The sequence below is a fragment of the Embleya sp. NPDC020630 genome, from assembly GCF_044334985.1.
Lineage (GTDB): Bacteria > Actinomycetota > Actinomycetes > Streptomycetales > Streptomycetaceae > Embleya.
In genome coordinates this window covers 1,065,213-1,090,660 of the sequence record NZ_JBIRUB010000001.1, presented here as the reverse complement: position 1 = coordinate 1,090,660, position 25,448 = coordinate 1,065,213, and the positions used below count along the sequence as shown (strand labels likewise).

23 protein-coding genes are annotated in these 25,448 nt (G+C 70.8%); 3 read left to right on the top strand and 20 right to left on the bottom strand.

What is annotated here, in order from left to right; genetic code table 11:
• Window positions 1-206: 206 nt before the first annotated feature.
• Window positions 207-1,955: an RNA polymerase sigma factor gene (locus ACH4XV_RS04440; RefSeq protein WP_395786745.1), complete on the top strand. Its 1,749-nt coding sequence runs from the start codon at window positions 207-209 to the stop codon at window positions 1,953-1,955.
• Between the two features lie 25 nt (window positions 1,956-1,980).
• Here the strand turns inward: ACH4XV_RS04440 and ACH4XV_RS04435 are convergent, their stop codons facing one another.
• The 9 genes from ACH4XV_RS04435 to ACH4XV_RS04395 form a co-directional block, all read right to left on the bottom strand.
• Window positions 1,981-3,405, bottom strand: a complete 1,425-nt coding sequence (locus tag ACH4XV_RS04435; RefSeq protein ID WP_395786744.1) for an amidase — start codon at window positions 3,403-3,405, stop codon at window positions 1,981-1,983.
• A gap of 120 nt (window positions 3,406-3,525) precedes the next feature.
• A complete protein-coding gene (locus ACH4XV_RS04430; protein ID WP_395787055.1) occupies window positions 3,526-6,255 on the bottom strand; it encodes a DEAD/DEAH box helicase in 2,730 nt (909 codons plus the stop codon).
• Between the two features lie 202 nt (window positions 6,256-6,457).
• A complete protein-coding gene (locus ACH4XV_RS04425; RefSeq protein WP_395786743.1) occupies window positions 6,458-7,345 on the bottom strand; it encodes a YegS/Rv2252/BmrU family lipid kinase in 888 nt (295 codons plus the stop codon).
• A gap of 26 nt (window positions 7,346-7,371) precedes the next feature.
• Entirely contained in the window at window positions 7,372-8,250 is an 879-nt protein-coding gene (gene tatC / locus ACH4XV_RS04420; RefSeq protein ID WP_395786742.1) for a twin-arginine translocase subunit TatC, read from the bottom strand.
• A gap of 104 nt (window positions 8,251-8,354) precedes the next feature.
• Window positions 8,355-8,636 (bottom strand): Sec-independent protein translocase subunit TatA, encoded by a 282-nt coding sequence (gene tatA / locus ACH4XV_RS04415; RefSeq protein ID WP_078978608.1) that lies wholly within the window; start codon window positions 8,634-8,636, stop codon window positions 8,355-8,357.
• A gap of 129 nt (window positions 8,637-8,765) precedes the next feature.
• Complete coding sequence (locus ACH4XV_RS04410) at window positions 8,766-8,993, bottom strand: hypothetical protein (protein WP_395786741.1); 228 nt, start codon at window positions 8,991-8,993, stop codon at window positions 8,766-8,768.
• A 32-nt stretch (window positions 8,994-9,025) separates the two neighbouring features.
• Window positions 9,026-9,229 (bottom strand): hypothetical protein, encoded by a 204-nt coding sequence (locus ACH4XV_RS04405; protein WP_078978606.1) that lies wholly within the window; start codon window positions 9,227-9,229, stop codon window positions 9,026-9,028.
• 119 nt (window positions 9,230-9,348) lie between these two features.
• The gene (locus tag ACH4XV_RS04400) at window positions 9,349-10,314 is read right to left on the bottom strand and encodes a YafY family protein (RefSeq protein WP_126636044.1); all 966 of its coding nucleotides are present in this window, start codon (window positions 10,312-10,314) and stop codon (window positions 9,349-9,351) included.
• Window positions 10,311-11,294, bottom strand: a complete 984-nt coding sequence (locus ACH4XV_RS04395; protein ID WP_395786740.1) for a helix-turn-helix transcriptional regulator — start codon at window positions 11,292-11,294, stop codon at window positions 10,311-10,313. The genes ACH4XV_RS04400 and ACH4XV_RS04395 overlap by 4 nt, the downstream gene beginning before the upstream one ends.
• Window positions 11,295-11,421: 127 nt before the next feature.
• On the opposite strand from ACH4XV_RS04395, the gene ACH4XV_RS04390 reads away from it, so the two are divergent.
• Window positions 11,422-12,507, top strand: a complete 1,086-nt coding sequence (locus ACH4XV_RS04390) for a DUF3866 family protein (protein WP_395786739.1) — start codon at window positions 11,422-11,424, stop codon at window positions 12,505-12,507.
• Between the two features lie 518 nt (window positions 12,508-13,025).
• On the opposite strand, the gene ACH4XV_RS04385 is transcribed toward ACH4XV_RS04390, so the two are convergent.
• From ACH4XV_RS04385 to ACH4XV_RS04365, 5 genes are all read right to left on the bottom strand, one after another.
• Window positions 13,026-13,403 (bottom strand): FKBP-type peptidyl-prolyl cis-trans isomerase, encoded by a 378-nt coding sequence (locus tag ACH4XV_RS04385; protein WP_395786738.1) that lies wholly within the window; start codon window positions 13,401-13,403, stop codon window positions 13,026-13,028.
• A gap of 83 nt (window positions 13,404-13,486) precedes the next feature.
• Window positions 13,487-14,296, bottom strand: a complete 810-nt coding sequence (locus tag ACH4XV_RS04380) for an FKBP-type peptidyl-prolyl cis-trans isomerase (protein WP_395786737.1) — start codon at window positions 14,294-14,296, stop codon at window positions 13,487-13,489.
• Between the two features lie 179 nt (window positions 14,297-14,475).
• Window positions 14,476-15,312 carry an ABC transporter ATP-binding protein gene (locus tag ACH4XV_RS04375; RefSeq protein WP_246126500.1) on the bottom strand — a complete coding sequence of 279 codons (837 nt, stop codon included), beginning with the start codon at window positions 15,310-15,312 and terminating at the stop codon, window positions 14,476-14,478.
• A gap of 99 nt (window positions 15,313-15,411) precedes the next feature.
• Window positions 15,412-16,773: a Pup--protein ligase gene (gene pafA, locus ACH4XV_RS04370; protein WP_078978599.1), complete on the bottom strand. Its 1,362-nt coding sequence runs from the start codon at window positions 16,771-16,773 to the stop codon at window positions 15,412-15,414.
• 9 nt (window positions 16,774-16,782) lie between these two features.
• Window positions 16,783-18,012 carry an MFS transporter gene (locus ACH4XV_RS04365; RefSeq protein ID WP_395786736.1) on the bottom strand — a complete coding sequence of 410 codons (1,230 nt, stop codon included), beginning with the start codon at window positions 18,010-18,012 and terminating at the stop codon, window positions 16,783-16,785.
• Window positions 18,013-18,188: 176 nt separating this feature from the next.
• On the opposite strand from ACH4XV_RS04365, the gene ACH4XV_RS04360 reads away from it, so the two are divergent.
• On the top strand, window positions 18,189-19,211 hold the full coding sequence (locus ACH4XV_RS04360; protein WP_395786735.1) for a LacI family DNA-binding transcriptional regulator: 1,023 nt from the start codon (window positions 18,189-18,191) through the stop codon (window positions 19,209-19,211).
• Window positions 19,212-19,320: 109 nt separating this feature from the next.
• Here the strand turns inward: ACH4XV_RS04360 and prcA are convergent, their stop codons facing one another.
• The 6 genes from prcA to arc form a co-directional block, all read right to left on the bottom strand.
• A complete protein-coding gene (gene prcA / locus ACH4XV_RS04355) occupies window positions 19,321-20,094 on the bottom strand; it encodes a proteasome subunit alpha (protein ID WP_395786734.1) in 774 nt (257 codons plus the stop codon).
• Between the two features lie 64 nt (window positions 20,095-20,158).
• The gene (gene prcB, locus ACH4XV_RS04350) at window positions 20,159-21,004 is read right to left on the bottom strand and encodes a proteasome subunit beta (protein ID WP_395786733.1); all 846 of its coding nucleotides are present in this window, start codon (window positions 21,002-21,004) and stop codon (window positions 20,159-20,161) included.
• Window positions 20,956-21,561 carry an endonuclease VII domain-containing protein gene (locus ACH4XV_RS04345; protein WP_395786732.1) on the bottom strand — a complete coding sequence of 202 codons (606 nt, stop codon included), beginning with the start codon at window positions 21,559-21,561 and terminating at the stop codon, window positions 20,956-20,958. The genes prcB and ACH4XV_RS04345 overlap by 49 nt, the downstream gene beginning before the upstream one ends.
• A 6-nt stretch (window positions 21,562-21,567) precedes the next feature.
• Complete coding sequence (locus ACH4XV_RS04340; protein ID WP_078978594.1) at window positions 21,568-21,777, bottom strand: ubiquitin-like protein Pup; 210 nt, start codon at window positions 21,775-21,777, stop codon at window positions 21,568-21,570.
• Window positions 21,778-21,952: 175 nt separating this feature from the next.
• Entirely contained in the window at window positions 21,953-23,458 is a 1,506-nt protein-coding gene (gene dop, locus ACH4XV_RS04335) for a depupylase/deamidase Dop (protein WP_078978593.1), read from the bottom strand.
• Window positions 23,459-23,678: 220 nt separating this feature from the next.
• Window positions 23,679-25,445, bottom strand: coding sequence for a proteasome ATPase (arc, locus tag ACH4XV_RS04330; protein WP_078978592.1), 1,767 nt, complete (start codon window positions 25,443-25,445; stop codon window positions 23,679-23,681).
• Between the last annotated feature and the right edge of the window lie 3 nt (window positions 25,446-25,448).

Here is a 25,448-nt window from a genome sequence, read left to right as displayed (position 1 = left end):
ACCCGAACGACGCAGCGTCACCCCGGCCGCGGTTCCACTGTCGAAACGGGCGCGGACCTCGACCATCCGCGCCCGTACCGCACCACCTGCGCCGGAGCGCACTCCGGGTGCCTTGCCGAGGGCCATCGCTTCTGGACAGACCGTGGCCGGATGGTCACGATGCTGTGCGACCGATCGGGCACGGCAAGGGCACAAGGGGGCAAACGGTGGCACGCGAGGACGACTCGGCGACCCCGGACCCCAGCGGCGGCGACATGGGCGGCGCCGCGGAGGCGACCGGATCCGGCGCCCCCTTCGTCCCCGGTCAACGCGGCGTGCATCACCCTCGGGTGTACGACGGCGACCTCTGGCCCGCCGAGCCGGCCGCAGCCGAACCGGCCCAGCCCGGGTCGGCCCACGCCGCAACGACCGACCCCTTCACGCCCGAATCGGGCGGCGACGGCACCGAGCGCCCACCGTGGGACGACGAGGCGGTACCCGTGTTCGAGGGGCCCACGGACCTGGAGTTGGCCGAGCGGGTACGCGCCGGCGACGGCAACGCCTACGGTCTGCTGTACCAGCGACACGTGCGCTCGGTACGCGCCTTCGCCCGCACCTGCACCCGCACCCCCGAGGCCGCCGACGACCTGTGCGCCGACGCGTTCGCGGCCACCCTGGAGGCGCTGCGGGCGGGCGGCGGGCCCCGGGAGGCGTTCCGGGCCTACCTGCTCACGACCGTGCGCCATCTAGCGATCAGCTGGACCAGGAACAACCGGCGCGAATGGCTCACCGAGGACTTCGCCGTCTTCGAATCGGCGTGCGAGAACCAGGATCCCCTGGTGAGGGCCGACGACACGCGACTGGCGTACCAGGCGTTCCAGGAGTTGCCCGAGCGCTCCCGGACGGTGCTCTGGCACGTCGACATCGAGGGCGAACAGGCCGTCCAGGTCGCCCCGTTGGTCGGCGAGAACCCGGACAACGTGCGCAAGATCCTGGAGCGGGCCCGCCAGGAACTCAAGGACAACTACTTCGTGGCGTTCGCCACCGGCGGTGTCGACGACGAGAAGTGCAAGAAGTTCACCCGGCACTACGGCCGGCACCTGCGCAACCGCATGGACTCGGAACGGCGCCGGGAGAGCATCGACGCACACCTGAAGAAGTGCAGCAGGTGTCACGACACCTACGCGGAGATGGCCGACGTGCGCGACCGGTACGGGCCGATCGCGCTCGCGCTGATCGGCATCACCGCGCCGGTCTTCCTCAGCGGTACCGCCGTGGCCGCCGGCGCCGCCGCGGCGGGGGCGGCGGTGGCCGGCGGTCTCGGCCTGGCGGTCGGCGCCACCGGTGCGGGCGGCGTCGCGAGCGGCGTGGCCGCGGGCGCCGCCGCGGCCGGCGGCGCGGCGGCGGGGGCGGGCGTGGGCACCGCCGCGGTCAAGGGCACGGCGCAGGGTGGGCAGACGGCCGGCCGCTCGTCGCTGATCGCGGGCGGGGTGGTGGTCGCCGTCGCGGTCGCCGCGTTCGCCCTGGTGGATACCGACAAACCCAAACCCAAACACCCGTCCCCGCCGGTCGCCGCTTCCGCGCCGGCCCCCCTGCCGCCCGCCCCACCCCCCGCCGAGACCCGGCCCCCGCAACCCTCGCCGCCCAAGCCGGCCGAGGTGGCGTCACCCGAGCCGACCCCGCCGGCCGCCTCGCCGCGCCCGGCGCCCACCACCCGCCCACCGGCCCACCGGCCCAGCCCGACCGTCAAGCCCACCCGCTCCGGACCGACGCTGGTGGCCAACAACAAGGAGTTCCGGGTCGACGACGCCAAAATCGGCTTCCGGTGCGACAACGGCGCCGGCAAGTGGTGCGAGAACCCGACCATCACCGTGCCCAGCGCCCTGGCCGCGCCGCTGATGCCGGCCGGCTCCACCGCGGAGTGCACCGAGATCAAGGGCAAGAACGGCTCGCACTACACCCTGTGCCGACGCTGAGCCGCACACCCCGAGCCGCCGACTGCTAGCGCGGAGGGCGCGCCGTACCCGCCCACGGGGCCGCCGCCTCCAACTGCCCGGCGAGGCGCAGCAGCGTCGTCTCGTCGCCGTAGCGGCCCGCGAACTGCACGCCCACCGGCATCCCGTCGGCCGTACTGCCCAGCGGCACCGACATGGCCGGCTGCCCGGTGACGTTGAACAGGCTGGTGAACGCCGCCATGCCGCGCATCCCCGCCAGCGCCGCCCGCGGATCGCGGTTGGGGTCCAACTCGCCCAGCTTCGGCGGCACCACCGCCATCGTCGGGGTGAGCAGCACGTCGAAGCGCCCGGTCAGCCGGGTCACCGCCCGCCCGATGGTGTGCATCGTGTCCACCGCGGCCAGATAGCGCGCCAGCGTCAGCCGCCGGCCCTTCTCCACGATCAGCTCGGTCGCCGCGTCCAGGTCGCCGGGGCGCAACTCGCGCCCCAGCTCGGCCAGTCGCAGGTCCACCATGCGCGCCATGTGCGCGGCGCTGATCGGCGCGATCACCTCGCCGGGCCGGGTCAGCGTGTCCGGCCATGCGACCGGCTCCACGTCGTGCCCCAGTGCCTCGCACAGCGCCGCCGCCTCCTGCGCGGCCCGGGTGCACTCGGCGTCCACGAGCACGTCGGCGTCCACGGGGTTCAGGATCAGCCCGATCCGCAACCGCCCCGGGTCCGCGCCCACCTCGGCGGCGTACGGGCCCACCGGCTGCGGCGCGTGGTAGGGGTCGCCCGGCTCCGGGGTGCCGGTGACATCGAGCAGCGTCGCGCTGTCGCGGACCGTGCGGGTGACCGCGTGCGCCACCGAGAGACCGGCCCACGACTCGCCGCGGTCGGGCCCGGCGGTGACCCGGCCCCGACTCGGCTTGAGGCCGAACAGTCCGCAGCACGAGGCCGGGATCCGAATCGAGCCGCCCCCGTCGGTGGCGTGCGCGACCGGCACCATGCCCGCCGCGACGGCCGCCGCCGAGCCGCCGCTGGAGCCGCCGGCGCTGTGATCGAGCCGCCAGGGGTTGTGCGCGGGACCGAACAGGGCCGACTCGGTGGTGGTGCCCAGGCCGAACTCGGGGGTGTTGGTCTTGCCCACGATCAGCACGCCCGCCACCCGCAGCCGGGTGACCAGGGTGCTGTCCCGCTTCGCCGGCGCGCCCGCGAACAGGCGCGAGCCGTTGGTGGTGGGCGTGCCGGCCACGTCGCACTCGAGGTCCTTGATCAGGTACGGCACCCCGGCCAACACGCCGGGCAACAAGCCGGCGACGGCGGAGCGGGCCTGCTCCTCGCACAGCGCGACCACCGCGCCCAGGGCCGGTTCGCGCTCCTTGATCGCGGCGAAGGCGACGTCGAGCACCTCGTCCGCGCTCACCTCCCCGCGGGCGATCAGGCCCGCGAGTCCGGTGGCGTCATGGGACTGATACTCGTCGATCCGCACGGTGGGACCTCCTGGGCTGGGGAAACACGTCCGCCCCGCACCGTACGCGACCGTACCCACTCGCCGTGTGGCCGCTCGGCGGATCGGCACAATCCGGCGCGTCCTGCGGGGCGGCCCCGCTCAGCCGACCGAGGAGTAGGCGACCACGCCGCGGCGCAGCCCCTCGATCGCCTTGCGGGCGGTGCCGCCGACCTTGCTGTCGTCGGGCGCGGCGGCGGCGATCTGGCCGAGCACGTCGACCAGTTGCTTGATCCAGCGGACGAAGTCGCCGGCCGGCAGGTCGGCGTCGCCGAGGACCGCGTCCAGGCTCATCCCCGACGCCCACGAGTACGCGGTCCAGGCGAAGCCCAGGTCCGGCTCGCGCAGGAAGTCGAGGTGGTGCTGCCCCTCCAGCGCGTCGAGATGGCCCCACAGCCGGACCATGTCGACCAGCGCCGACGTCGTCGTCCCGGCCGGCACCTTCGGCGACATCGCGTCGTCGGGCTGCCGCGACTCGTACACCAGCGCGGACGCGCACGCGGCCAGCTCGGCCGGGGACAAGTCCTCCCACAGTCCCTCGCGCAGGCACTCCGCTGTCAGCAGGTCCAGCTCGGCGTAGATCCGGGCCAGCCGGCGCCCGTCCTCGGTGACCGTGTCGCCCGCCAGGTATCCCAGGTCGGTGAGCATCGCGCAGACCCGGTCGAAGGTGCGCGCGATGGTGTGCGTGCGGCCCTTCATCCGGCTCTCGATCACCTGCGTGTCCCGCAGCAGCCGGTGATAGCGCTCGGCCCAGCGCGCGTGCTCCTCGCGGTCGTCGCAGCCGTGGCACGGGTGGTGCCGGATCGCCCGGCGCAGCCGGGCCAGCTCGGCGTCGTCGGCCGCCGGCGAGCGCTGCTTGCGCCCCCGGGGATGGTCCACGTGGCCGGCCCTGGTGCGCAGCGAGGACGCCAGGTCGCGGCGGGACTGCGGATTGCGCGCGTTGAACGAGCGCGGGATGCGCAGCCTGTCGATCGCCTCGACCGGCACGGGGAAGTCGATCCCGGCCAGCCGGCGGGCCTGGCGGTCCACGGTGAGCACGAACGGGCGCGGACCCTCCGGGCCCTGGTCGGTGCCGGGGTCCAGGACCACGGCCAGGCCCGCGTACTTGCCGGTGGGCACCATGATGATGTCGCCCGACTTGAGCTTCTCCAGCGACGCGGCGGCCGCGGCACGGCGCTGGACGGCGCCCTCGCGGGCCAGTTCCGTCTCGCGGTCCTTGAGCGCGCGCCGCAGACTCCCGTATTCGGCGAAGTCGCCGAGGTGGCAGGTCATCGCCTCGCGGTAGCCGGCCAACCCCTCCTCGTTGCGCTGCACCTGGCGGGTCAGCCCGACCACCGAGCGGTCGGCCTGGAACTGCGCGAACGAGGTCTCCAACAGCTCGCGCGAGCGGTGCCGGCCGACCTGGCCGACCAGGTTGACCGCCATGTTGTAGGACGGCTTGAAGGAGGAGCGCAGCGGATACGTGCGGGTGCCCGCCAGGCCGGCCAAGTGGGCCGCGTCGAAGCCCTGGTGCCACAACACCACCGCGTGGCCCTCGATGTCGATGCCGCGTCGCCCGGCGCGGCCGGTGAGCTGGGTGTACTCGCCCGCGGTCAGGTCGGCGTGCGTCTCGCCGTTCCACTTGACCAGCTTCTCCAGCACCACCGAGCGGGCGGGCATGTTGATCCCCAGGGCCAGCGTCTCGGTCGCGAAGACCGCCTTGACCAGGCCCTTGACGAACAACTCCTCGACGACCTCCTTGAAGGTCGGCAACATGCCCGCGTGGTGTGCGGCGATGCCGCGCTGGAGCGCGTCGAGCCAGGAGTGGTAGCCCAGGACGTGCCGGTCCTCGTCGGGGATGCCGGTGGTGCGCGCCTCGACGATCGTGCGCACCTCGGCCCGCTCCGCGTCGCCGTTGAGCCGCAGGCCCGCGTGCAGGCACTGCTGGACCGCGGCCTCGCAGCCCTTGCGGCTGAAGATGAAGGTGATCGCGGGCAGCAGGCCCTCGGCGTCGAGCCGGTCGATCACCTCGGCGCGGCTGGGCGTCCAGATCCGGCTGCGCACCGGCCGGGCCTCCTGGCCGCGGTTGCGCCGGTAGCGGTCCTGCGGGCGCCCGGCCCGCTCGCTGTCCATCCGCCCCAGGCGCACCAGCTCGGGGTTGACCTCGGTGTGGTTCTCGTCGGTGAACAGGTCGTAGGTGCGGTTGCCCGCGATCACGTGCTGCCACAGCGGCACCGGACGGTGCTCGGAGACCACGACCTCGGTGTCGCCGCGCACGGTGCCCAGCCAGTCGCCGAACTCCTCGGCGTTGCTGACCGTCGCCGAGAGCGAGACCAGGGTGACCGATTCGGGGAGATGGATGATCACCTCCTCCCACACCGCGCCGCGGAAGCGGTCGGAGAGGTAGTGCACCTCGTCCATGACCACGTAGCCCAGGCCCGCGAGCGCGTTCGAGGACGCGTAGAGCATGTTGCGCAGGACCTCGGTGGTCATCACGATCACCGGGGCGTCGGAGTTGACCGAGTTGTCGCCGGTGAGCAGGCCCACGTTGGCCGCGCCGTAGAGCTTTTGGAAGTCGGTGAACTTCTGGTTCGACAGCGCCTTGATCGGCGTGGTGTAGAAGCACTTGCGGCCCTGTTCCAGGGCCAGGTGCACGGCGAACTCGCCGACCACGGTCTTGCCCGAACCGGTGGGCGCGGCGACCAGGACCCCCTTGCCGGCCTCCAGGGCGCGACAGGCCTCGACCTGGAAGGAGTCGAGGCCGAAGGGGTATTGCTCGCGGAACGCGTGCAGACTCGTGCGTTCGTCCGCGGCACGGCGCCGGGCGGCCGCGTAGCGCTCGGCCGGGGACATCTGGGTATCGCGGTCCGTGCCGCGTGCGGGATCGAGAGGCATCTCGTCAAGCAGACTACCGGCCGGGACCGACGGCTGTGATCACCTTTTTTCGATCTTGCCGACCGACGGGTCGAACAGACGACCGCGGCACACCCGACCGGTCCGCCCCGCCCTGCTCGGCCCGACTCGGCCGGGCGGCCCGGGGGCACCGCCGTACGCCTCAGCCGGGCGGCGCGGGGACCAGCGCCCGGACCGCGGCCGGGACGCAGTCCGCGGTCAGCGGCAGTGCGCCCAGGCGCTCCCCGTCGGCCCAGCCGCTGAGCCCGCGCGCGCTCAGCGACACGGTCGCGGCCCGGTGCACGGTGACCAGCGGGTGGCTCACGTGCCGCCCGCCGTAGACCTTGGGGAACACCCGCAACAGCTCGGCCCGCCCGCAGGCGGCCACCACCGTTATGTCGAACAGCCCGTCGGCGAGGTCGGCGCCCGGGCACATCCGCATGCCGCCGCCGTAGGAGCGACCGTTTCCGACCGCTATCAGCGTCGCCTCGACCTCGAACGGCTTGCCGTCCAGTTCCAGCTCGTAGTCGATCGCCTTCAGCGCGCCGAGTTCGCCCAGCAGCGCGGCGTTGTAGCGGGTCCGCCCGCCCGCCCAGGTCATCCGGTTGGCCCGCTCGTTGACCCGCGAGTCGAAGCCGGTGCACAGGATCGTGCCGAACCAGCGCTCGCCGACCCGGCCCAGGTCCACCGGGCGGATGTGCCGATCGGCCACCACGCGGGCCGCCGCGGCCACGTCGCCCAGCGGCAGGTCCAGCGCGCGGGCGAAGTCGTTGCCGGAGCCGATCGGTATCACGCCCAGCGGCGTCGGGGTGCCGGCGACCGCCTGGAGCGCGGCCGCGACCGTGCCGTCGCCGCCGACCGCGACCACCGCGTCCACACCCGTGCGCACCACCGAGCGCAGCCGGGCGATGCCCTCCGCGGCGCCGGGAGCGGACACCTGGTGCGGCGTCAGCCCCCGGTCGCGCAGCAGGTCGGCGGCGAGCGACGCGGCCTTCAGGCCGCGCCCGCGGCCCGCGGTGGGGTTGACGAATATTGCGATCTCCCGAGACACAAGGCGCGAGAGTAGCCCACCCGACCTCAGGTGATGTCGTCCACCCTGGCGGCAGAGCCCGGGTCCGGGTCCTCGCCGACGGCGCTCGGGCGCTCGACCGGGCGCACCGAGGTGTCCAAGACCGACGCCTCGTCGTCGTCGAGGTCGGCGCCGAACGCCTCCTCGCGCCGCCTGCCGCGCCGGCGGTCGTTGATCCAGGCCACGATCAGCGCGATCCCGTACAGGATCGTGATTGGGATGGACAGCAGGATCATCGTCAGCGGGTCCGTGGTGGGGGTGGCCACCGCGCCGAAGATGAAGATGCCCATCACCACCCAACGCCACCAACTTGCGAGTTGCTTCGCGGTGACGACCCCGCCGATGTTCAGCATGATCAGCACGAGCGGCAATTCGCACGCGATGCCGAAGACCACGACCATGCGGATGACGAAGTTGAGGTAGTCGTCCAGTTGGATCTGGTTGCTGGCGTCCGCGAGCGTGAAGTCGAGGAGCACCTGCAGGGCGTGCGGCAGGATCCAGTACGAGAAGTAGGCGCCGCCCAGGAACAGCGGCACACCCACGCCGACGAACGCCAGCGAGTACTTCTTCTCGTGCTTGTGCAGCCCCGGCGCCAGGAAGGCCCACATCTGGTAGAGCCAGATCGGAGAGGCCGCGATGATGCCGGTGGCCAGCGAGATCTTCAGGGCCATCGAGAACGGCGAGAGCACGCCCTGCTGGACCAGGACGCCCTGACCACACTTGGTGACACCCGTGCCCTTGACGTCCTTGAGGTCGCAGACGGGGTGGACCAGGAATCGGCCGATGTCCTCGTAGAAGAACGCGGCGACGATGGTCACGACAATGATGGCCAGGAGCGCCTTGACGAGCCGGTTGCGCAATTCGCGCAGGTGCTCCATCAGGGGCATGCGCCCCTCGGCGTCCTTGATCTTCTTTTGTTTCGGGCCGGACTCTCGTCCACGCCCTGCCTTGTCAAGCACCTTGAGGGCCGACTCCTAGAGGGCGTACGGACTCAGCGACGGTTGTGGTCGGGCTCGCCGACCGGCCGCGCCTCGTTCACGTCGCCCGGAGCGGCCGAGATGGTGCGCGGCGGCGCCTCGGTGGTCTTGGCACTCTTGTCGGACGCGGGGGCCTCGGCCGCCCCGTCCTCCTTCATCGCCTTGGTCTCGCTCTTGAGGATGCGCAGCGAGCGACCCAGCGCCCGCGCCGTGTCCGGCAGACGCTTGGCGCCGAACAACAGCACGACGACAACCAGGATCAGGATGATCTCGGGCCAACCGAGCTTGCCAAACATAGTCAGTACCTCATTGCCGGGGCCGGGGGGTTACGGGTTCGATCGTACGCCGGTGCGGATGACGCACGTGCAACGCAATGGTGGCGAACAACTGCACCGGGCGTAACCCCCAGGGGTCACGCGGGCGAATCAATACCGGTGCGCGGACGCGGACCGCGGGTGCGGTACGACGTCGTCTCGCGCCGTGGGGCGGCCCGCCGCGTCCAGCTCGGCCGCCGCCCGGGACAACCGGTCGGCGGCGTCGGCGACGGTTGTGCCCAATCGGCGAACGTCACCGAACAACCGCATGGCGAACCAGGCGAGGACGCCGAGTCCGACGAGCACGAGCACGAGGAAGAGCAGGACCCACGGCAACATGCGGCGACCCTAACAGCCCGCGAAGGCCCCGCTCAGCGTGCCACCTGCATGGACGACACCCCGCCGTCGGTGAGCAGTTCGACGATCCGCTCACCGGCCGGGCGGCGCACCGAGTCCGCGCAGGTGGGGCAGCGGAAGAGGTAGAAGGACTTGTTCGGTCGCAGCACCAGCCGTAGCTGATCCGCCGTCAGCTCCACCCGTCCGCATACCGGGCAGCGCGCCGTGAACGTCGACACCGTGGGCCTCCTCGCAAGGTCGGGAAGGTTGTCGTCGGTGGTACCGGGAGGTGCCGGCGGGCCGGATCCGGGGGCGTGTGCCGTTTTTGGACAGTCGCCCGCGGGCCCGGCCGCTCGGTCTATTCCGCGTAGGCCGCGAGCGCGGCCGAGGCGGTGCGTCGTACGTCGTCGACCAGCTCCGGCGGGGAGATCACCCTGCCGTGTCCGCCCAGGCGCAGCGCCAGCCGCCGGATCCCGGCGGGGTCGGGCGTACGCAGGGTCAGCCGCAGACCGCCGTCGGCCAACTCCTCGACCTTGTCGTAGCGGTAGTACTCGGTGACCCAGCGCCCGCCGGGCCCCAGTTCGAGCACCACCTCGATGCCGTCGGCGGCGGTCGGCGCGAAGCCGTCGGCCAGGTCGAGCGGTTCGATCGGCTGCGGCTCGGACGCCTCGTCCAGCAGCACCGCCTCGGCGACCCGGTCGAGCCGGAACAACCGGCGCCCCTCGGCCTGGCGACACCACGCCACCAGGTAGGTGTGTCCGTCGACCAGGACCAGCCGGATCGGGTCCACCTCGCGCTCGGTGATCTCGTCCCGGCGCGGCACGTAGTAGCGCAGCCGCAACCGGCGCTTCTCGCTCACCGCGCGGTCCATCGTGGCGAACGCCGACTCCTGGGCCGCGTCGTCGCCCTCGAACTCGACGGTCACCCCCTCGGCGGCGCGCGCCGCCTCGCCGGCCGCGTCCTCCAGCTTGGCGGTCACCCGGCCCAGCGCGACCTTGTCCCGCTCGCGCAGCCCGGACAGCCCGGCCAGCGCGCGCAGCGCCACGAGCAGCGCCAACGCCTCGTGCGGGGCCAGGCGCACCGGGCGCACCGGGGCGTCGGCGTTGTCCAGGAAGACCCGGCCCTCGAAGTCGACGTGCGGCTCCAGGAGGTCGTCGGCCATGAAGCTGGTGCCGCACATGTGCAGGGTGCCCAGGTCCGCCTCGACCTGGGTCACCGGCAGGCCGAAGGCGCGCGCCACGTCGTCGAGTTGGGTGCCCGGGCGCTCGCGCAGGTAGGCCACCAGGGACAACAGCCGTCGGGTGTCGTCGATCGCGTTGCTCATCCGACCTTCACCTGTCCCGTCGCCCCGTGGGCGGCCTCGCGCAGTTGCGCGACCACGGCGTCGCGCAGGTGGGGCGGCTCCAGCACGACCACGTCGGGGCCGAACTCGGCGAGCCAGTGGTGCAGCCCGTGTCCGTGACTCATCTCCAGCTCGTCCCAGCCCTCGCCGGCCGGACGCACCGCGCTCGCGCGCGCCCGCAGCGGGAACCCCGCGCCGGTGCGCACCCGGATCCGGGCGATGCCCTCGCCGCCCTCGCCGGCGAAGCGCGCGACCTGGGCGCGCACGTCCACTTTCGCAGGCACCTCGGCCGAGAACGGCTCCTTCAGCGGCTTCGGCTTGGGCTTGTCGGCGATCCGGTCCAGCCGGAACACCCGCTGCTCGCCCCGGTCGCGGGCGAAGCCCACCAGGTACCAGCGGCCGCGCCAGCAGCTCATCCCCCACGGCTCGACCACCCGCGCGGTGACCTCCGCGGCGCCCGAGCGGCGGTAGGCGAACTGGATCGGCCGACGGGTACGCAGCGCGTCCAGGAGCGGACCGAATGCCGGCTCACGGGCGGTGACCCTCGGCTCGACGCTGGTCAGCGGGGCCGAGTCGATCTCCACGCCCGCGGCCTTGAGCTTGTACAACGCGCCGGTGGCGGCGCCGGCCAGCGCGGACTGCTGCCAGGCGCCGGCGGCCAGGGCGAGCGCGGCGGCCTCCTCCGGGTCCAGCTCCACCGGGGGCAGCGTGTTCGCCTCGGGACGGATGCGGTAGCCGTCGGCCGACTCGATCAGGGGGTCGTTGGCACCGGTCTCGACGATGAAGCCGAGCTCGCGTACGTCGTCCTTGTCCCGCTCGAACATGCGGTCGAAGGCTTCGTCGGACGTGCACAGTCGATACGACTCGATCGACTGCCGCAACTCTTCCTTGGTGACGTAGCGACGGGCGGCGAGCAGGCACATGACCAGACTCACCAACCGCTCCTGCTTCGGAATCGCCATCAGATCCCAGTCCCTCCCACACGGCGCAGCCCCGACCGTACCGCGTTCGGCGCGCGGGTTGGTCCCGCCCGCCGATCTGCCCCCCGAGTTCGCCCGTCGCAGGCCGGCGCCGTTAGGCTCTCGGACCGTGATCACCTGGCGACGCGGCGAAGTGACGGCGATCCGACGGGCCTGGCGCGGGGCCGTGGAGGTGACGGTGACGGTGCCCGAACCCGAGCCCGCCCGCGTGTTGCGCGCGATCGCCTACCCGCACCTGACCGGTATCCCCGAGGTCGGCGACGCGGTGCTGCTCAACACCACCGCGCAGGACATGGGCCTGGGCACCGGCGGCTACGCGCTGGTGGTGGCGCTGCCCGAACGGCTGCCCGCGGACCCGCCGCCCGGACCGGGGCATGTGGTCAAGGCCCGCTACACCCCGATGCAGGCGGTGGTGCTCGGCGTCGACGAGCAGGACTCGCCGCACCACGCCACGCTGAGCGCGGCCGACTCGCTCGAGGGCATGCCGGTGGTGGTCGCCGACCTGCACTCGGCGCTGCCCGCGATCTGCGCCGGGATCCGCGCCGCGCGCCCGGACGCGCGGGTGGTGTACGTGATGACCGACGGCGGCACGCTGCCGCTGTGGTTCTCGATGACCGTCGACACGCTGCGCACACACGGCTGGCTGGCCGCCTCGATCACCGTCGGCCAGGCACTCGGCGGCGACCTGGAGGCAGTCACCCTGCACACCGGCCTGCTGGCCGCGCGCCATGTCGAACACGCCGACGTGGCGATCGTCGCGCAGGGCCCGGGCAACCTGGGCACCGGCACCCGGTGGGGCTTCTCCGGGGTCGCGGCGGGCGAGGCGATCAACGCGATCGCCACACTCGGCGGGCGCCCGGTCGCGTCCCTGCGCATCTCCGACGCCGACGGCCGCGAACGCCACCGCGGCGTCTCCCACCACAGCCTCACCGCATACGGCCGAGTAGCCCTGGCCCCGGCAGACGTGATCGTCCCGGTCCTCCCGGAACCCCTGGCCACACAGGTAGCAGCCGACATCACCCCCCTCCAAGCCCGCCACCGCATCCACACCCACCCCACCACAGGCCTGGACGGAGCCCTACAAACCAGCCCGGCCCGCCTATCCACGATGGGCCGCGACCTGAAAGCCGACCACGCCTACTTCCTGGCCGCAGCCGCAGCCGGCCACTGGGCCGCAACCCAACTCCCCACGTAACCCAGCCAAACAGACCGCCCCCCAACCCGTCCGGCGCACGAGGACCGGCGGGCAGGCCAGGAAAGCAAACAGCCACGTCCAGCACAGGCAGGCCACTCCCAGCCCGTCCGGCGCTTGAGGACAGCAGGCCGGCTGGGAACGCCTCCGGCCCGGCGACGAGCACAGGCAAGCCGACACCACCCGGCCCGTCCGGCGCATGAGGACCCGCAGGCAGGCCAGGAAAGCAAACAGCCACGTCCAGCACAGGCAGGCCACTCCCAGCCCGTCCGACGCTTGAGGACAGCAGGCCGCAGGCCGGCCGGGAACGCCTCCGGCCCGGCGACGAGCACAGGCAAGCCCACTCCCAGCCCGTCCGGCGCATGAGGACCCGCAGGCCGGCCAGGCAAGCAAACAGCCACGTCGAGCACAGGCAGGCCATCCCAGCCCGTCCGGCGTTTGAGGACCCGCCGGCCAGGCCGGGAACGCAAACGGCCCCGATCCGCACAACGTGTGCACGAACCGGGGCCGTCGCCGAGCGACTAGCGCACGTTCAACAGGTCCACCACGAAGATCAGCGTCTCCCCGGGCGCGATCGCCCCCGGCGATCCGCGGTCCCCGTACGCCAGGTGCGCCGGAATGACCAGCTTGCGCCGACCCCCGACCTTCATCCCCTGCACGCCGCGGTCCCAGCCCTCGATGACCTGACCGATCCCGAGCCGGAAGTCCAGCGGCCGGCCCCGGTTCCAGGACGCGTCGAACTCCTCACCGGAGGAGAACGACACGCCGACATAGTGCACGCTGACGTCCTGGCCCGCCCGGGCCTCCGCGCCGTCGCCCTCCCAGATCTCGGTGATCTCCAGGTCGGCGGGCACGCCGCCCTCGGGGAAGTCGATCTCGGGCTTCGTAAGCTCGCTCACAGCGGTATCCGTATCCGTTCGAGTACTGAATGCGCGTCCAAACGTACCGGGCGACCCGCCCGGTACGACCACCACACCGGCCGTCAGGCGGCCGTACCGCCCAGCGCGTCGACGATGTCCACGACGAACACCAGCGTCGAGTTGGCCGGGATGGTCGGCTTGGCCTCGGCGCCGTAGCCCTTGTCCGCGGGCAGCACCAGCAGGAGGCGGCTGCCGACCTTCTGGCCCACCAGACCCTCGTCCCACCCGGGCACGACCTGGCCGACACCGATCTTGAACGCGGTCGCGCCGCCGTGGTCCCACGACGAGTCGAACTTGGTGCCCTTGTCGAAGAGCGCGCCGGTGTACTGAGCCACCAGCGTCTGGCCCTTTTGGACCACCGGGCCGGTGCCCTCGATCAGCGGCTGCACGACCAGCTTGGTCGGCGCGGCGGTACCCGGCGGGATGGAGATCTCCGCGGCCTTGCCCGACTCGACCTTCGCCACCGGCAGACCGGCCGGCGGGGTCACCGCGGCGCCCTTGGCCTCGGCCTTGGTGTCGATCGTCTTGGTCGACTTCAGGTCCAGCATCAGCACGACGGCCTGCTTTTCCTGGGTGACCTTGGCCGGGACCACCACGAGCATCCGGGTGCCGACCTTCTTGCCGATTATCCCCTGACCGATCTCCTTCAGGAGCTCAGCGCTGCCCGCCTGGAAGACCTCGGGGGTCTTGGTGTCGTACGAGTTGCCCGCGTCCGTGCCGTCCCAGTTCTTGCCGACGGTGTCCGCGACGACGTAATCGTCCTTCTTGATCACATCGCCGGTGCCCTCGATGAGAATCTTGGTCGTCGTCTTGTCGCCGGACTTCCCCTTGGGGATCTTGATGTCCGGCTTCTGCCCGAAGGCACCGGTCACGATGGGTGTAACGGTTTTTCCTCCGTCGTCATCGCCACACGCGACCGCGGTGAAGGCCAGTGCGGGGACCAGAAGGAGCGCAGCGAGACGGCGCACGATGTTCCTCTGCTGAGATGGACAAGGACCGGGACACTCTATGGGGTCCCGATGTGAGGGCGACGTGAAGACGACAATCGCGTTCAGGCCACTTCGCGCCCCGGCCGGCGCAGCCGCGCCGCCCAGCGCCCGTCCTCGGCGCGCACCGTCAGCGGAATCCCGAAACACTCGCTGAGGTTGGCGTCGGTCATCACCTCGCGCACCGGCCCCGCGGCCACCGTCGCGCCGCGCCGCAGCAACAACGCGTGGGACACCGCGGTGGGCAGCTCCTCCAGGTGGTGCGTCACGATCACCAGGGTCAACCGCGGATATTCGCGCGTCAGCGAGTCGATCGCCTCGAGCAGCTCCTCACGGCTGGGCAGATCCAGCGCGTTGGCCGGCTCGTCCAGCAGCAGCAGCCTCGGATCGGGCATCAACGCCCGGGCGATCCGGGCCCGGCCGCGCTCGCCCTGCGAACACACCGCGATCTCGCGCCGCGCCAACCGCTCCAGGCCGAGCAGCGCGATCAACTCCGCCGCCCGGGCGTGTTCGGCCGGCCCGTACTTGCCGTACAGCGGCTGCACCGTGCCGCTCGCGCCGGTGAGCACATAGTCGGTCACCGTCAGGTATTCGGGCACCCGCAGCGCCGCGTTGACCGCGCCCACCTGCGCCCGGACCTCGCGCACGTCGACCTTGCCGAGCCGCTTGCCCAGCACCGTCACCGCGCCGTTGCCCGGAAAACGCAACGCGCCCGCCAACGCCAGGATCGTGCTCTTGCCCGCGCCGTTGTGCCCCAGCAGCGCCCAGCGCTCGCCCTCGCGGACCGTCCAGTCCACGCCGACGAGCATGTCGGTGCGCCCGGCGGGCCCGTGCGCCCACACATCCACCCCGTCGAGCTCGAAGACGGGCGGAGCGATGTCCCATGCAGGTGTATCGACCATCGATCAAGCATGCCGGCCGCCCACCCGGCTCCCGACGCGGGAGGGGGTGGGCGGCGGCCTCGTCTCACATGCCGGCCGGCGCGGGTCGAGACGCCCGGCTCACATGCTGGCGATCAACTTCTCCACACGGTCGTCCACCGACCGGAAGGGGTCCTTGCACAGCACGGTGCGCTGCGCCTGGTCGTTGAGCTTGAGGTGCACCCAGTCGACGGTGAAGTCGCGCCGCTGCTCCTGGGCCTTCTTGATGAACTCACCGCGCAGCCGCGCCCGAGTGGTTTGCGGCGGCAGCGACTTCGCCTCGAAGATCTTCAGGTCGTTGCCGATCCGGTCGACCTGTCCGCGTCGCTCCATCAGGTAGTAGAGCCCTCGGCGCCGGTGGATGTCGTGGTAGGCGAGGTCTATCTGCGCCACCCGCGGCGAGGACATGGGCAGGTTGTGCTTGGCCCGGTAGCGCTCGATCAGCTGATACTTGATCACCCAGTCGATCTCGCGCCCGACCAGATCGAGATTGCCGGAGTCGATCGCCTCGAGGGTGCGCTCCCACAGATCGAGCACCTTCTCGACCGTGCCGGTGCGGATGCCCCGGCGATCGGCGAACTCCTGCGCCTTGGTCAGGTATTCGCGCTGGATGTCCAACGCGCTGGCCTCGCGGCCGTTGGCCAGCCGCACCTTGCGCGAGCCGGTCATGTCGTGACTGACCTCGCGGATCGCCCGGATCGGGTTCTCCAGGGTCAGATCGCGCATGACGATCCCGGCCTCGATCATCCGCAACACCAGGTCGGTCGAGCCGACCTTGAGCAGCGTGGTGGGCTCGGCCATGTTGGAGTCGCCGACGATCACATGCAGCCGCCGATAGCGCTCGGCGTCGGCATGCGGTTCGTCGCGCGTGTTGATTATCGGACGGGAACGGGTCGTGGCGGAACTGACGCCCTCCCAAATGTGTTCGGCGCGCTGACTCACGCAGTACACCGCACCGCGCGGCGTCTGGAGCACCTTGCCCGCGCCGCACAACATCTGACGGGTCACCAGGAACGGGATGAGCACGTCGGCGAGCCGGGAGAATTCCCCGTGCCGCGCCACACAATAGTTCTCGTGGCAACCGTAGGAGTTGCCGGCGGAATCGGTGTTGTTCTTGAAGAGATACACGTCACCCGCGATGCCCTCTTCGTGCAGCCGCCGTTCGGCGTCGACGAGAAGACCCTCGAGAATGCGCTCACCGGCCTTGTCGTGCACGACAAGTTCCGGCACCGAGTCGCACTCGGGCGTCGCGTATTCGGGGTGGCTGCCCACGTCCAGATACAGCCGGGCCCCATTGCGTAGGAAGACATTGCTGCTTCGGCCCCACGAAACGACTCGGCGGAAGAGGTACCGCGCCACCTCGTCCGGGGAGAGCCTGCGCTGCCCCCGGAACGTACAGGTGACGCCGTACTCGTTCTCCAGCCCGAAGATGCGGCGGTCCATGCTGCAACATTACGCCGACGACGCGCCGTTCCGGGACAACTCCGCGTCGGTGGTTTTCACAAGCTGGATCACGTTTGGGATCAGCCGGCCCCGACCGGCCAGCAATACCAGCAATCCGAGCCCCGCACCGACCCCCGCGACCGCGAACGCACCCCGCGCGCCGGCCACTTCTCCGGCCCAGCCGGCCACCGCCATGCCCAGCGCCGCGCCCGCGCCCATCGCGGCCACCAGCCACGCGAACGCCTCCGTCACCGTGCCGCGCGGCGCCAACTCGTCGATCAGCGTGAACACGCACGCGATCGCCGGCGCCAGGAACACCCCCGACAACACCGCGAGCGGCATCATCAACCACGGCCCGGGCACCACGATCAGCGGCAGGTAACACACCGTCAGCCACCCCATGAACCACAACAACCGGCGCGCCGGCGGGGTACGCCAGGCCCGTACCCCGTGCACGAGACCGCCCAGGAGCGCGCCGAACGACATCGCCGCCAGGAACACCCCCGACAGCGCGTCCGAGCCCTCGCGATCGGCGTACGCCACCGCCGCCACGCTCAACACGCCCAGCGCGACCCCGGCCAGCGTGAAGGCCGGCAGCACCACGCGCAGGCCGGGCGAGCGCAGCGCCCCGGCCCAGTGCGGCGTATGCGGCTCGCCGCGCCAGACCCTCGACGGGTGCGAGGTGGCCACGATCAGCGTGCCCGCGACGCCGACCAGCCCGGTCAGCAGCACGGCCAGCTGCGCCGAGCCCAGCTGGACCACGACCACCACGATCAGCGGCCCCACAGTGAACAGCACCTCCTGGGCGGCGGCGTCCAGCGCGTAGGCGGCCTGCACCCGCTCGGGGGTGAGCACCGAGGGCCACAACGCCCGCAGCCCGGCCTCCAGCGGCGGCGTGGTGAAGCCCGCCACCAGCACCGCCGCCACCGCCACCGGGAGCGGATGGGCGCCCACCAGCGCGAACACCGCGTAGGCCAGCGCGGACACCGTCGCCGAACCGATCAGCACCCCGGTCTGCCCGCGCCGGTCCATCCACCGCCCGAGCACCGGCTGCCCCGCCGCACTGGCCAGCCCGTACACCGCCGACAACGCGCCCGCCAGGCCGTAGCCGCCGCCGTCCGCGCGCACCAGCAGCAGCACCGCCAACGCACCCATGCCGTTGGGCAGTCGCCCGAACAGCGTCCCGCCGAGCAGCCGCCCCGCGTAGGGCACGCGCAGCAACTCCAGATAGGTCCGCATCCGCGGATACCGCCCTCCCGTGCCGCACCCGACACATCCGCTCATCCCGAAGTCATACGTATGACTATCCCGTATCACTGTGCCCGCCCGGTCGGCCGCATGGCAAGCGCGTTCTAGGCTGGACCCGCCCCGCCCCGCCCCGCCGCCCCGCCCCGACTCCGCCGCCCGAGGTCACCGTGCCGTCGCCCCCGCCCCCCGCCGGTCGCCCGACCAGCAAGGACGTCGCCCGACACGCCGGCGTGTCGCAGTCCACCGTGTCCCTCGTCCTCGCCGGCAAATGGCGCGGCCGGGTCTCCCCCGCCACCGTCGAGACCGTGCGCGACGCAGCCGCCGCCCTCGACTACCGGCCCAACACCTCGGCGCGGTCGCTGCGCCTGGGCCGCACCCGCACGGTGATGCTCGTCGTACCGGTGCTCACCTCGCCGTTCTTCGGCGCCGTGCACAGCGGCGCCGCCCGGGTGGCGGCCGAACGCGACTTCGGCGTCGTCGTCTACCCCACCCTCGACGGCGCCGACCTGGCCCCCAACGCCTTCTCCCCGGCCGCCATCGACGGCGTGCTCGCCTCCTCGATGGCCGCCGAACCGCTCGACGTGCTGCGCTCCGCCGGCCCCGGCACCGGCCACCTGCCCCTGGTCATGCTCGACAGCGAACCCGGACACGGCCTGCCGACGGTCAACCACGACGTCGCCGAGGGCATGCGCACGATCGCGCGGCACGTGGTCGGCCTCGGCCATCGGCGCGCGGCCCGGCTGCGCTCCACCGTGCGGACCTGGACGTTCGAGGCCCGCGACGCGGCCTTTCGCGCCGCGCTCGGCCCCGCCGAGGTGATCGCCGAGGCGTGCGCCCCGCTGACCCTGGACGGCGGGCGCGAGGCGGCGCTGAGCCTGCTCGCCGCGCCCGCCCGCCCCACCGTGCTGGTGTGCGACGACGACCTCCAGGCGGCCGGCGCCTACAAGGCCGCCCGCACACTGGGTCTGCGCGTGCCCGAGGACCTGTCCGTCACCGGCTTCGACGACATGCGCTACGCGCGCGTGGTCGAGCCCGAACTGACCACCTTCCGACTGCCCGCCGTCGAACTGGGCGCCCGCGGCATGAGCGCGCTGCTCGACCTGCTCGACACCGGCGACGCGGGCCCCGACGTGGTCCTGCCCGGCGAACTGGTGATCCGCGGCTCCACCGCGCCCCCGGCACCGGCCTGACCCCGCCGGCGCCGCCCGCACGCGTCAGGGCCCGCACACCGAGGCGGTGTACGGGCCCTGTGACGGGATCCGGGCGGACGGGGCGCCCGGGAGCAAAAAACCTGCGGAACTACTCCTCGCCGGCCTCGGGAGCGGTCTCCGGCGCGGCCTCGGCCGCCCCCTCCGCCGCCTCGCCGGTCGGCTCGGCCTCGCCGAGCAGGCGGGTCAGCTGACCGCCCACCAGACGCTTGAACTTGCGCTGCTGCGGCCTGGTGCGATCCAGCGTCGCGACCTCCAGCTGCGAGGCCGTGATGGAGCGCTTCTCGCCGACACCGTCGCGCGAGAGGGCGTCGACCGCCACCTTGAGCGCGTCCTCCAGCGACAGCCCCTCGCGGTGCCGGCGCTTGAGCTGGTCGGTGATCTGCTCGACGTTGCCGCCCATCGCCACGTAGTTGTGCTCGTCGGCGACCGAACCGTCGTAGGTGAGCCGATAGATCTGGTCGTCCTCGGACGCGGCGCCCACCTCGGCGACGATCAGCTCCACCTCGTAGGGCTTCTCCCCCCCGCTGGAGAAGATCGTGCCCAGCGTCTGCGCGTACACGTTCGCCAGACCACGGGCGGTGACGTCGTTGCGCGCGTACGAGTAGCCGCGGATGTCGGCGTAGCGCACGCCGCCGATCCGCAGGTTCTCGAACTCGTTGTACTTGCCCACCGCGGCGAACGCGATGCGGTCGTAGATCTCACTGATCTTGTGCAGGGCGCGAGAGTAGTTCTCCGCCACGAACAGGATGCCGTCCGCGTAGGTCAACACGACCACGCTGCGGCCCCGGGCGATGCCCTTGCGGGCATAGTCGGCCCGGTCCGCCATGGCCTGCTGCGGCGACACATAGAAGGGCGTCGTCACCGTGGAGTCCTTTTCGTCGAAGCCGGTCTCGAAGGGTCGGCTGGTGGGGTCGTCGACATCGACGTCAGGTCAGCGGGGCGGTCGGGCCGTCGGGGGCGTCCATGCGGGCGTTCACCACGGTCCGGACGATGGCGCCGACCTCGTCGGAGGAGAGCCGCTGGATGCCGTCCTCGGTCACCAGGGTGACCACCGGGTAGATCCGTCGGGTCAGGTCGGGACCACCGGTGGCGGAGTCGTCGTCGGCCGCGTCGTAGAGCGCCTGGATGCACACCTGCACGACGCCGTCGGCGTCCAGGCCGGAGCGGTAGAGCTTCTTCAGCGCGCCCCGGGCGAACAACGAGCCCGAACCGACCGCGTGGAAGCCGTGCTCCTCCGACCGGCCGCCGGTGACGTCGTAGCTGAAGATGCGCCCGACCCCGCCGTCCACGTCGAAGCCGGCGAACAGCGGAACCACCGCGAGGCCCTGCATGGCCATGCCGAGGTTGCCGCGGATCATCTGCGACAGCCGGTTGGCCTTGCCCTCCAGCGAGAGCGTGGTGCCCTCGATCTTCTCGTAGTGCTCGAGTTCGACCTGGAACAGCCGGACCATCTCGACCGCGAGCCCGGCGGTGCCGGCGATGCCCACGACCGAGTACTCGTCGGCCGGGAACACCTTCTCGATGTCCCGCTGTGCGATCAGGTTCCCCATCGTGGCCCGCCGGTCGCCGGCCATCACCACGCCGCCGTCGAACGTCGCGGTCACGATCGTCGTACCGTGCGGCGCCTCGATCGTCACGGGCTGCAGCGGCGGCGTCCTACGCGCGGGCAACAGCTCGGGCCGATACGCGTCGAGGAATTCGGCGAACGAGGACGACCCGGGGGTCAGGAAGGCAGCCGGTAGACGCCCGGTGCCACGAGTGTTGGCTTCCACACGATCCCTTCCACATAGGTTGCGGCCCGGCGCAACGCGTCGGGTCGATCCTTGAACATGCCCAGTGCGGCATTGCAGTTGAAGCAGAGTACGGCTCGGACCCTACCGGTTTCGTGATCATGATCGACGTGCTCGGGCCGGGTGGACCGACAGATCGGACATACGCCCATTTGGTCGGCGAGCATGGCCCGATAATCAGCCTCGGTCATGCCGTACTTGCGCTTGAGATGACCGGCCCGACTTTCGACCTTGCGACAGGCCTTACAGGCCGCCGCCAAACCGTCCCATTGTCGGGAAATTTTATGCCATTCGGAATGCGGCTTGATCTCTTCACATTTCGAGCAGCGCTTATATCCGTCCGGCACGTCGACTCTGGGCCGCACCTTGAATCCGGCACGCTCCCGCCGTGCGCGGTAGGACGCCGAATTACGCTGCCGATTACACCCAAGGCAATAGAATGAAAGCCCGTCCGGGCTCTTCACGTTGGATCCGAAGTCCCGGACGGGTTTCCACTCCTTGCAGTCAGGGCATTTCTTGCCCGATCTCAAATCGGACATTTACTCCTATTCACCACCTTTTTGGACAAATCCACGCACGAATTCCTCGGCATTCTCCTCTAGCACCTCGTCAATTTCGTCCAATACCGCGTCGACATCGTCCGTCAACTTTTCGTGCCGTTCCTGCACGTCCGACTGGGCCTCGGCGGTGGTCTCCTCGACCTCTTCCGAGCGCTTTGTCGCGCGCTGTTGACCGCCGCTGTCCTTAGTGGCCATGTCACTCACCCCACCTTGAGATCATTTCCTTGAACCGGTGCTTATCCATTCCCCGGAGGATCCACACCCCCGATCCCGAAGGATCGGGGGTGTAAGTGCCAACGAGTGTCGGATGCCCGGTGTTCCGGAACACGATTTATCCGTCCGTTCGCTTTGTTCCCGCGAACGGGCGAGGTCACCCACCCGTGAGCGCGCGGACCAGATCCTCGGCGGTGCGGCAGCGGTCGAGCAGGTCCTTCACGTGGGCCTTCGTCCCCCGCAGCGGCTCCAGGGTGGGCACCCGCTGGAGCGAGTCGTGACCGGCGACGTCGAAGATCACCGAGTCCCACGAGGCCGCCGCGACCTCGTCGGCGTACTGCTCCAGACACCGGCCGCGGAAGTAGGCCCTGGTGTCCTCCGGCGGCAGATGCACCGCTCGCTGCACCTCGGCCTCGCCGGCGATCCGCTCGAAGCGGTCCTCCAGCTTGTTGTACAGCCCCTTGTCGGGCCGTACGTCGGCGTACTGGAGGTCGACCAGGTGCAGCCTCGGCGCGTCCCAGTCGAGCGCGTCCCGTTGCCGGTAGCCCTCCAGGAGCTGGAGCTTGGCCACCCAGTCCAGCTCGCGCGCCAGCGACATCGGATCGGTCTCCAGGCGGGCGAGCACCGACTCCCAGCGGTCGAGCACGTCCGTGGTGTCGGCGTCGACGTCCTTGCCGAACCGGTTCTCGACATACTTCCGGGCCAGCTCGAGGTATTCGAGCTGGAGCTGGATCGCGGTCAGCTTCCGGCCGCTGCGCAGCGTGATCAGCTGCTTGAGGGTCGGGTCGTGGGACACCTCGTGCAGCGTGCGCACCGGCTGGTCGACGGTCAGGTCGTTGCCCAGGAAGCGGTCCTCGATCATCGACAGGACCAGCGCGGTGGTGCCGAGCTTGAGGTAGGTGGACACCTCGGACAGGTTGGCGTCACCGATGATCACGTGCAGGCGCCGGTACTTCTCCGCGTCCGCGTGCGGTTCGTCGCGGGTGTTGATGATCGGCCGCTTGAGCGTGGTCTCCAGGCCGACCTCGACCTCGAAGTAGTCCGCGCGCTGGCTGATCTGGAAGCCGTGCGTGGAGCCGTCCTGACCGATGCCCACCCGGCCCGCGCCGCAGATCACTTGCCGGGAGACGAAGAACGGGGTCAGGTGCCGGACGATGTCGGCGAACGGCGTGGCGCGCTGCATGAGGTAGTTCTCATGGGTGCCGTAGGACGCGCCCTTGTTGTCGGTGTTGTTCTTGTAGAGCAGGATCTGCTGCCCGCCGGGCAGCTCGCCGGCCCGCCGTGCGGCCTCGGCCATGATCCGCTCGCCGGCCTTGTCCCAGATCACCGCGTCGCGCGGGTTGGTGGTCTCGGGCGCGCTGTACTCCGGGTGGGCGTGGTCGACGTAGAGCCGAGCGCCGTTGGTCAGGATCACGTTGGCCAGACCGACGTCCTCGTCGGTCAGCTGGCTCGAGTCGGCCAGCTCGCGCGCCAGGTCGAACCCGCGCGCGTCGCGCAGCGGATTCTCCTCCTCGAAGTCCCAGCGGGCCCGGCGGGCCCGCTGCATCGCTGCGGCGTACGCGTTCACGATCTGGGAAGACGTCAACATCGCGTTGGCGTTCGGATGTCCGGGTACGGAGATTCCGTACTCGGTTTCGATGCCCATCACACGCCGGACGGTCATGCGACCCCCTCGTCCCTCACCCGGCCGGTACCCGTTCCACACTCTCCGTGGTCGGGGTACACCCTGGTCATGCTGCCGAGCCTATTGCCGTTGGATTGCCTTGGGGATACGGCCGGAACTATTGCCCTGTGCGGAAGTGTCGTGCCGGCACGGCGCCGCGACCCGTGTTCGACCGGAACACGGGTCGCGGCGGCGGTGGTCAATCGATGCTCGATGGGGATCAGAGGTACTGACCGGTGTTGGCCACCGTGTCGATGGAGCGCCCGGCCTCGTCGCCCTGCTTGCCCGAGACCAGGGTGCGGATGTAGACGATCCGCTCGCCCTTCTTGCCGGAGATCCGGGCCCAGTCGTCGGGGTTGGTGGTGTTGGGCAGGTCCTCGTTCTCCTTGAACTCGTCGACGCACGCGGCGAGCAGGTGGGCCACCCGGATGCCCTTTTGGCGGTGCTCCAGGAAGTCCTTGATCGCCATCTTCTTCGCGCGGCCCACGATGTTCTCGATCATCGCGCCGGAGTTGAAGTCCTTGAAGTAGAGGGTCTCCTTGTCACCGTTGGCGTAGGTGACCTCCAGGAAGCGGTTCTCCTCGTTCTCCGAGTACATCCGCTCCACCGCGACCTGGATCATCCCGGTGACCGTGGAGTCGCGGTTGCCGTCGTGTTCGGCCAGGTCGTCGTCGTGCAGCGGCAGCGAGACCTTGAGGTACTTCGCGAAGATGTCCTTGGCCGCCTCGGCGTCCGGACGTTCGATCTTGATCTTCACGTCGAGTCGGCCCGGGCGCAGGATGGCCGGGTCGATCATGTCCTCGCGGTTGGAGGCGCCGATGACGATGACGTTCTCCAGGCCCTCCACGCCGTCGATCTCGGACAGCAGCTGGGGGACGATGGTGTTCTCCACGTCCGAGCTGACGCCCGAGCCGCGGGTGCGGAAGAGCGAGTCCATCTCGTCGAAGAAGACGATGACGGGAGTGCCCTCGCTGGCCTTCTCGCGGGCCCGCTGGAAGACCAGGCGGATGTGCCGCTCGGTCTCGCCGACGTACTTGTTGAGGAGTTCGGGGCCCTTGATGTTGAGGAAGTAGCTCTTGCCCTGTTCGTTGCCCTGGGCCTCGGCGACCTTCTTCGCGAGGGAGTTGGCCACGGCCTTGGCGATCAGCGTCTTGCCGCAGCCGGGCGGACCGTAGAGCAGGATGCCCTTGGGCGGGCGCAGCTCGTGTTCCTTGAACAGGTCGGGGTGGAGGTAGGGCAGTTCCACCGCGTCGCGGATCATCTCGATCTGGTTCCGCAGACCGCCGATCTTGGTGTAGTCGATGTCCGGGACCTCTTCGAGGACCAGTTCCTCGACCTCGCTCTTGGGCACCCGCTCGTACACGTAGCCCGAGCGGGAGTCGAGCAGAAGCGAGTCGCCCGCGCGCAGCGGGGCGTCGAGCAGCGGCTCGGCGAGGCGCACCACGCGCTCCTCGTCGGTGTGCCCGATGACCAGGGCGCGTTCGCCGTCCTCGAGGAGTTCCTTGAGCATCACGACGTCGCCGATCAGCTCGTACTCCATGGCGTCGACGACGTTCATGGCCTCGTTGAGCATGACCTCTTGGCCACGCCGGAGTTCGTCGGGCTCGATGTTGGGGCTGACGTTCACGCGCAGCTTGCGCCCGCCGGTGAAGATGTCGGCCGTGCCGTCCTCGTTGGCCTGTAGGAACACGCCGAACCCCGAGGGGGGTTGGGCGAGTCGGTCCACTTCCTCCTTGAGGGCCACGATCTGATCGCGGGCCTCTCGCAAGGTCGCGACCAGTCGCTCGTTTTGTGTGGTCATGCCGGCCAAGGACGTCTGAAGATCGACGACCCGCTCCTCGAGCAAACGGCTCTGGCGCGGTGAGTCGGCGAGCTTGCGACGCAGGACGGCGACTTCCTGCTCTAGAAAAGAAACCTGGCTTACGAGGTCGTCCGTACCCCGAGCCGGCCTCCCACCACGGTTCATGTCGTCGTCGTGGACTGCCACGGC

What these genes read in the sequence shown, in the direction of transcription:
- ACH4XV_RS04430 (WP_395787055.1), bottom strand. Translation starts at nt 6,255, where the DNA reads ATGTCCCCGGCCGAGCGCTACGCGGCCGCCCGGCGCCGTGCCGCGGAC.
- tatC (WP_395786742.1), bottom strand. Translation starts at nt 8,250, where the DNA reads ATGCCCCTGATGGAGCACCTGCGCGAATTGCGCAACCGGCTCGTCAAG.
- tatA (WP_078978608.1), bottom strand. Translation starts at nt 8,636, where the DNA reads ATGTTTGGCAAGCTCGGTTGGCCCGAGATCATCCTGATCCTGGTTGTC.
- ACH4XV_RS04410 (WP_395786741.1), bottom strand. Translation starts at nt 8,993, where the DNA reads ATGTTGCCGTGGGTCCTGCTCTTCCTCGTGCTCGTGCTCGTCGGACTC.
- ACH4XV_RS04400 (WP_126636044.1), bottom strand. Translation starts at nt 10,314, where the DNA reads ATGAGCAACGCGATCGACGACACCCGACGGCTGTTGTCCCTGGTGGCC.
- ACH4XV_RS04395 (WP_395786740.1), bottom strand. Translation starts at nt 11,294, where the DNA reads ATGGCGATTCCGAAGCAGGAGCGGTTGGTGAGTCTGGTCATGTGCCTG.
- ACH4XV_RS04375 (WP_246126500.1), bottom strand. Translation starts at nt 15,312, where the DNA reads ATGGTCGATACACCTGCATGGGACATCGCTCCGCCCGTCTTCGAGCTC.
- pafA (WP_078978599.1), bottom strand. Translation starts at nt 16,773, where the DNA reads ATGGACCGCCGCATCTTCGGGCTGGAGAACGAGTACGGCGTCACCTGT.
- ACH4XV_RS04365 (WP_395786736.1), bottom strand. Translation starts at nt 18,012, where the DNA reads ATGCGGACCTATCTGGAGTTGCTGCGCGTGCCCTACGCGGGGCGGCTG.
- ACH4XV_RS04345 (WP_395786732.1), bottom strand. Translation starts at nt 21,561, where the DNA reads ATGTCCGATTTGAGATCGGGCAAGAAATGCCCTGACTGCAAGGAGTGG.
- ACH4XV_RS04340 (WP_078978594.1), bottom strand. Translation starts at nt 21,777, where the DNA reads ATGGCCACTAAGGACAGCGGCGGTCAACAGCGCGCGACAAAGCGCTCG.
- dop (WP_078978593.1), bottom strand. Translation starts at nt 23,458, where the DNA reads ATGACCGTCCGGCGTGTGATGGGCATCGAAACCGAGTACGGAATCTCC.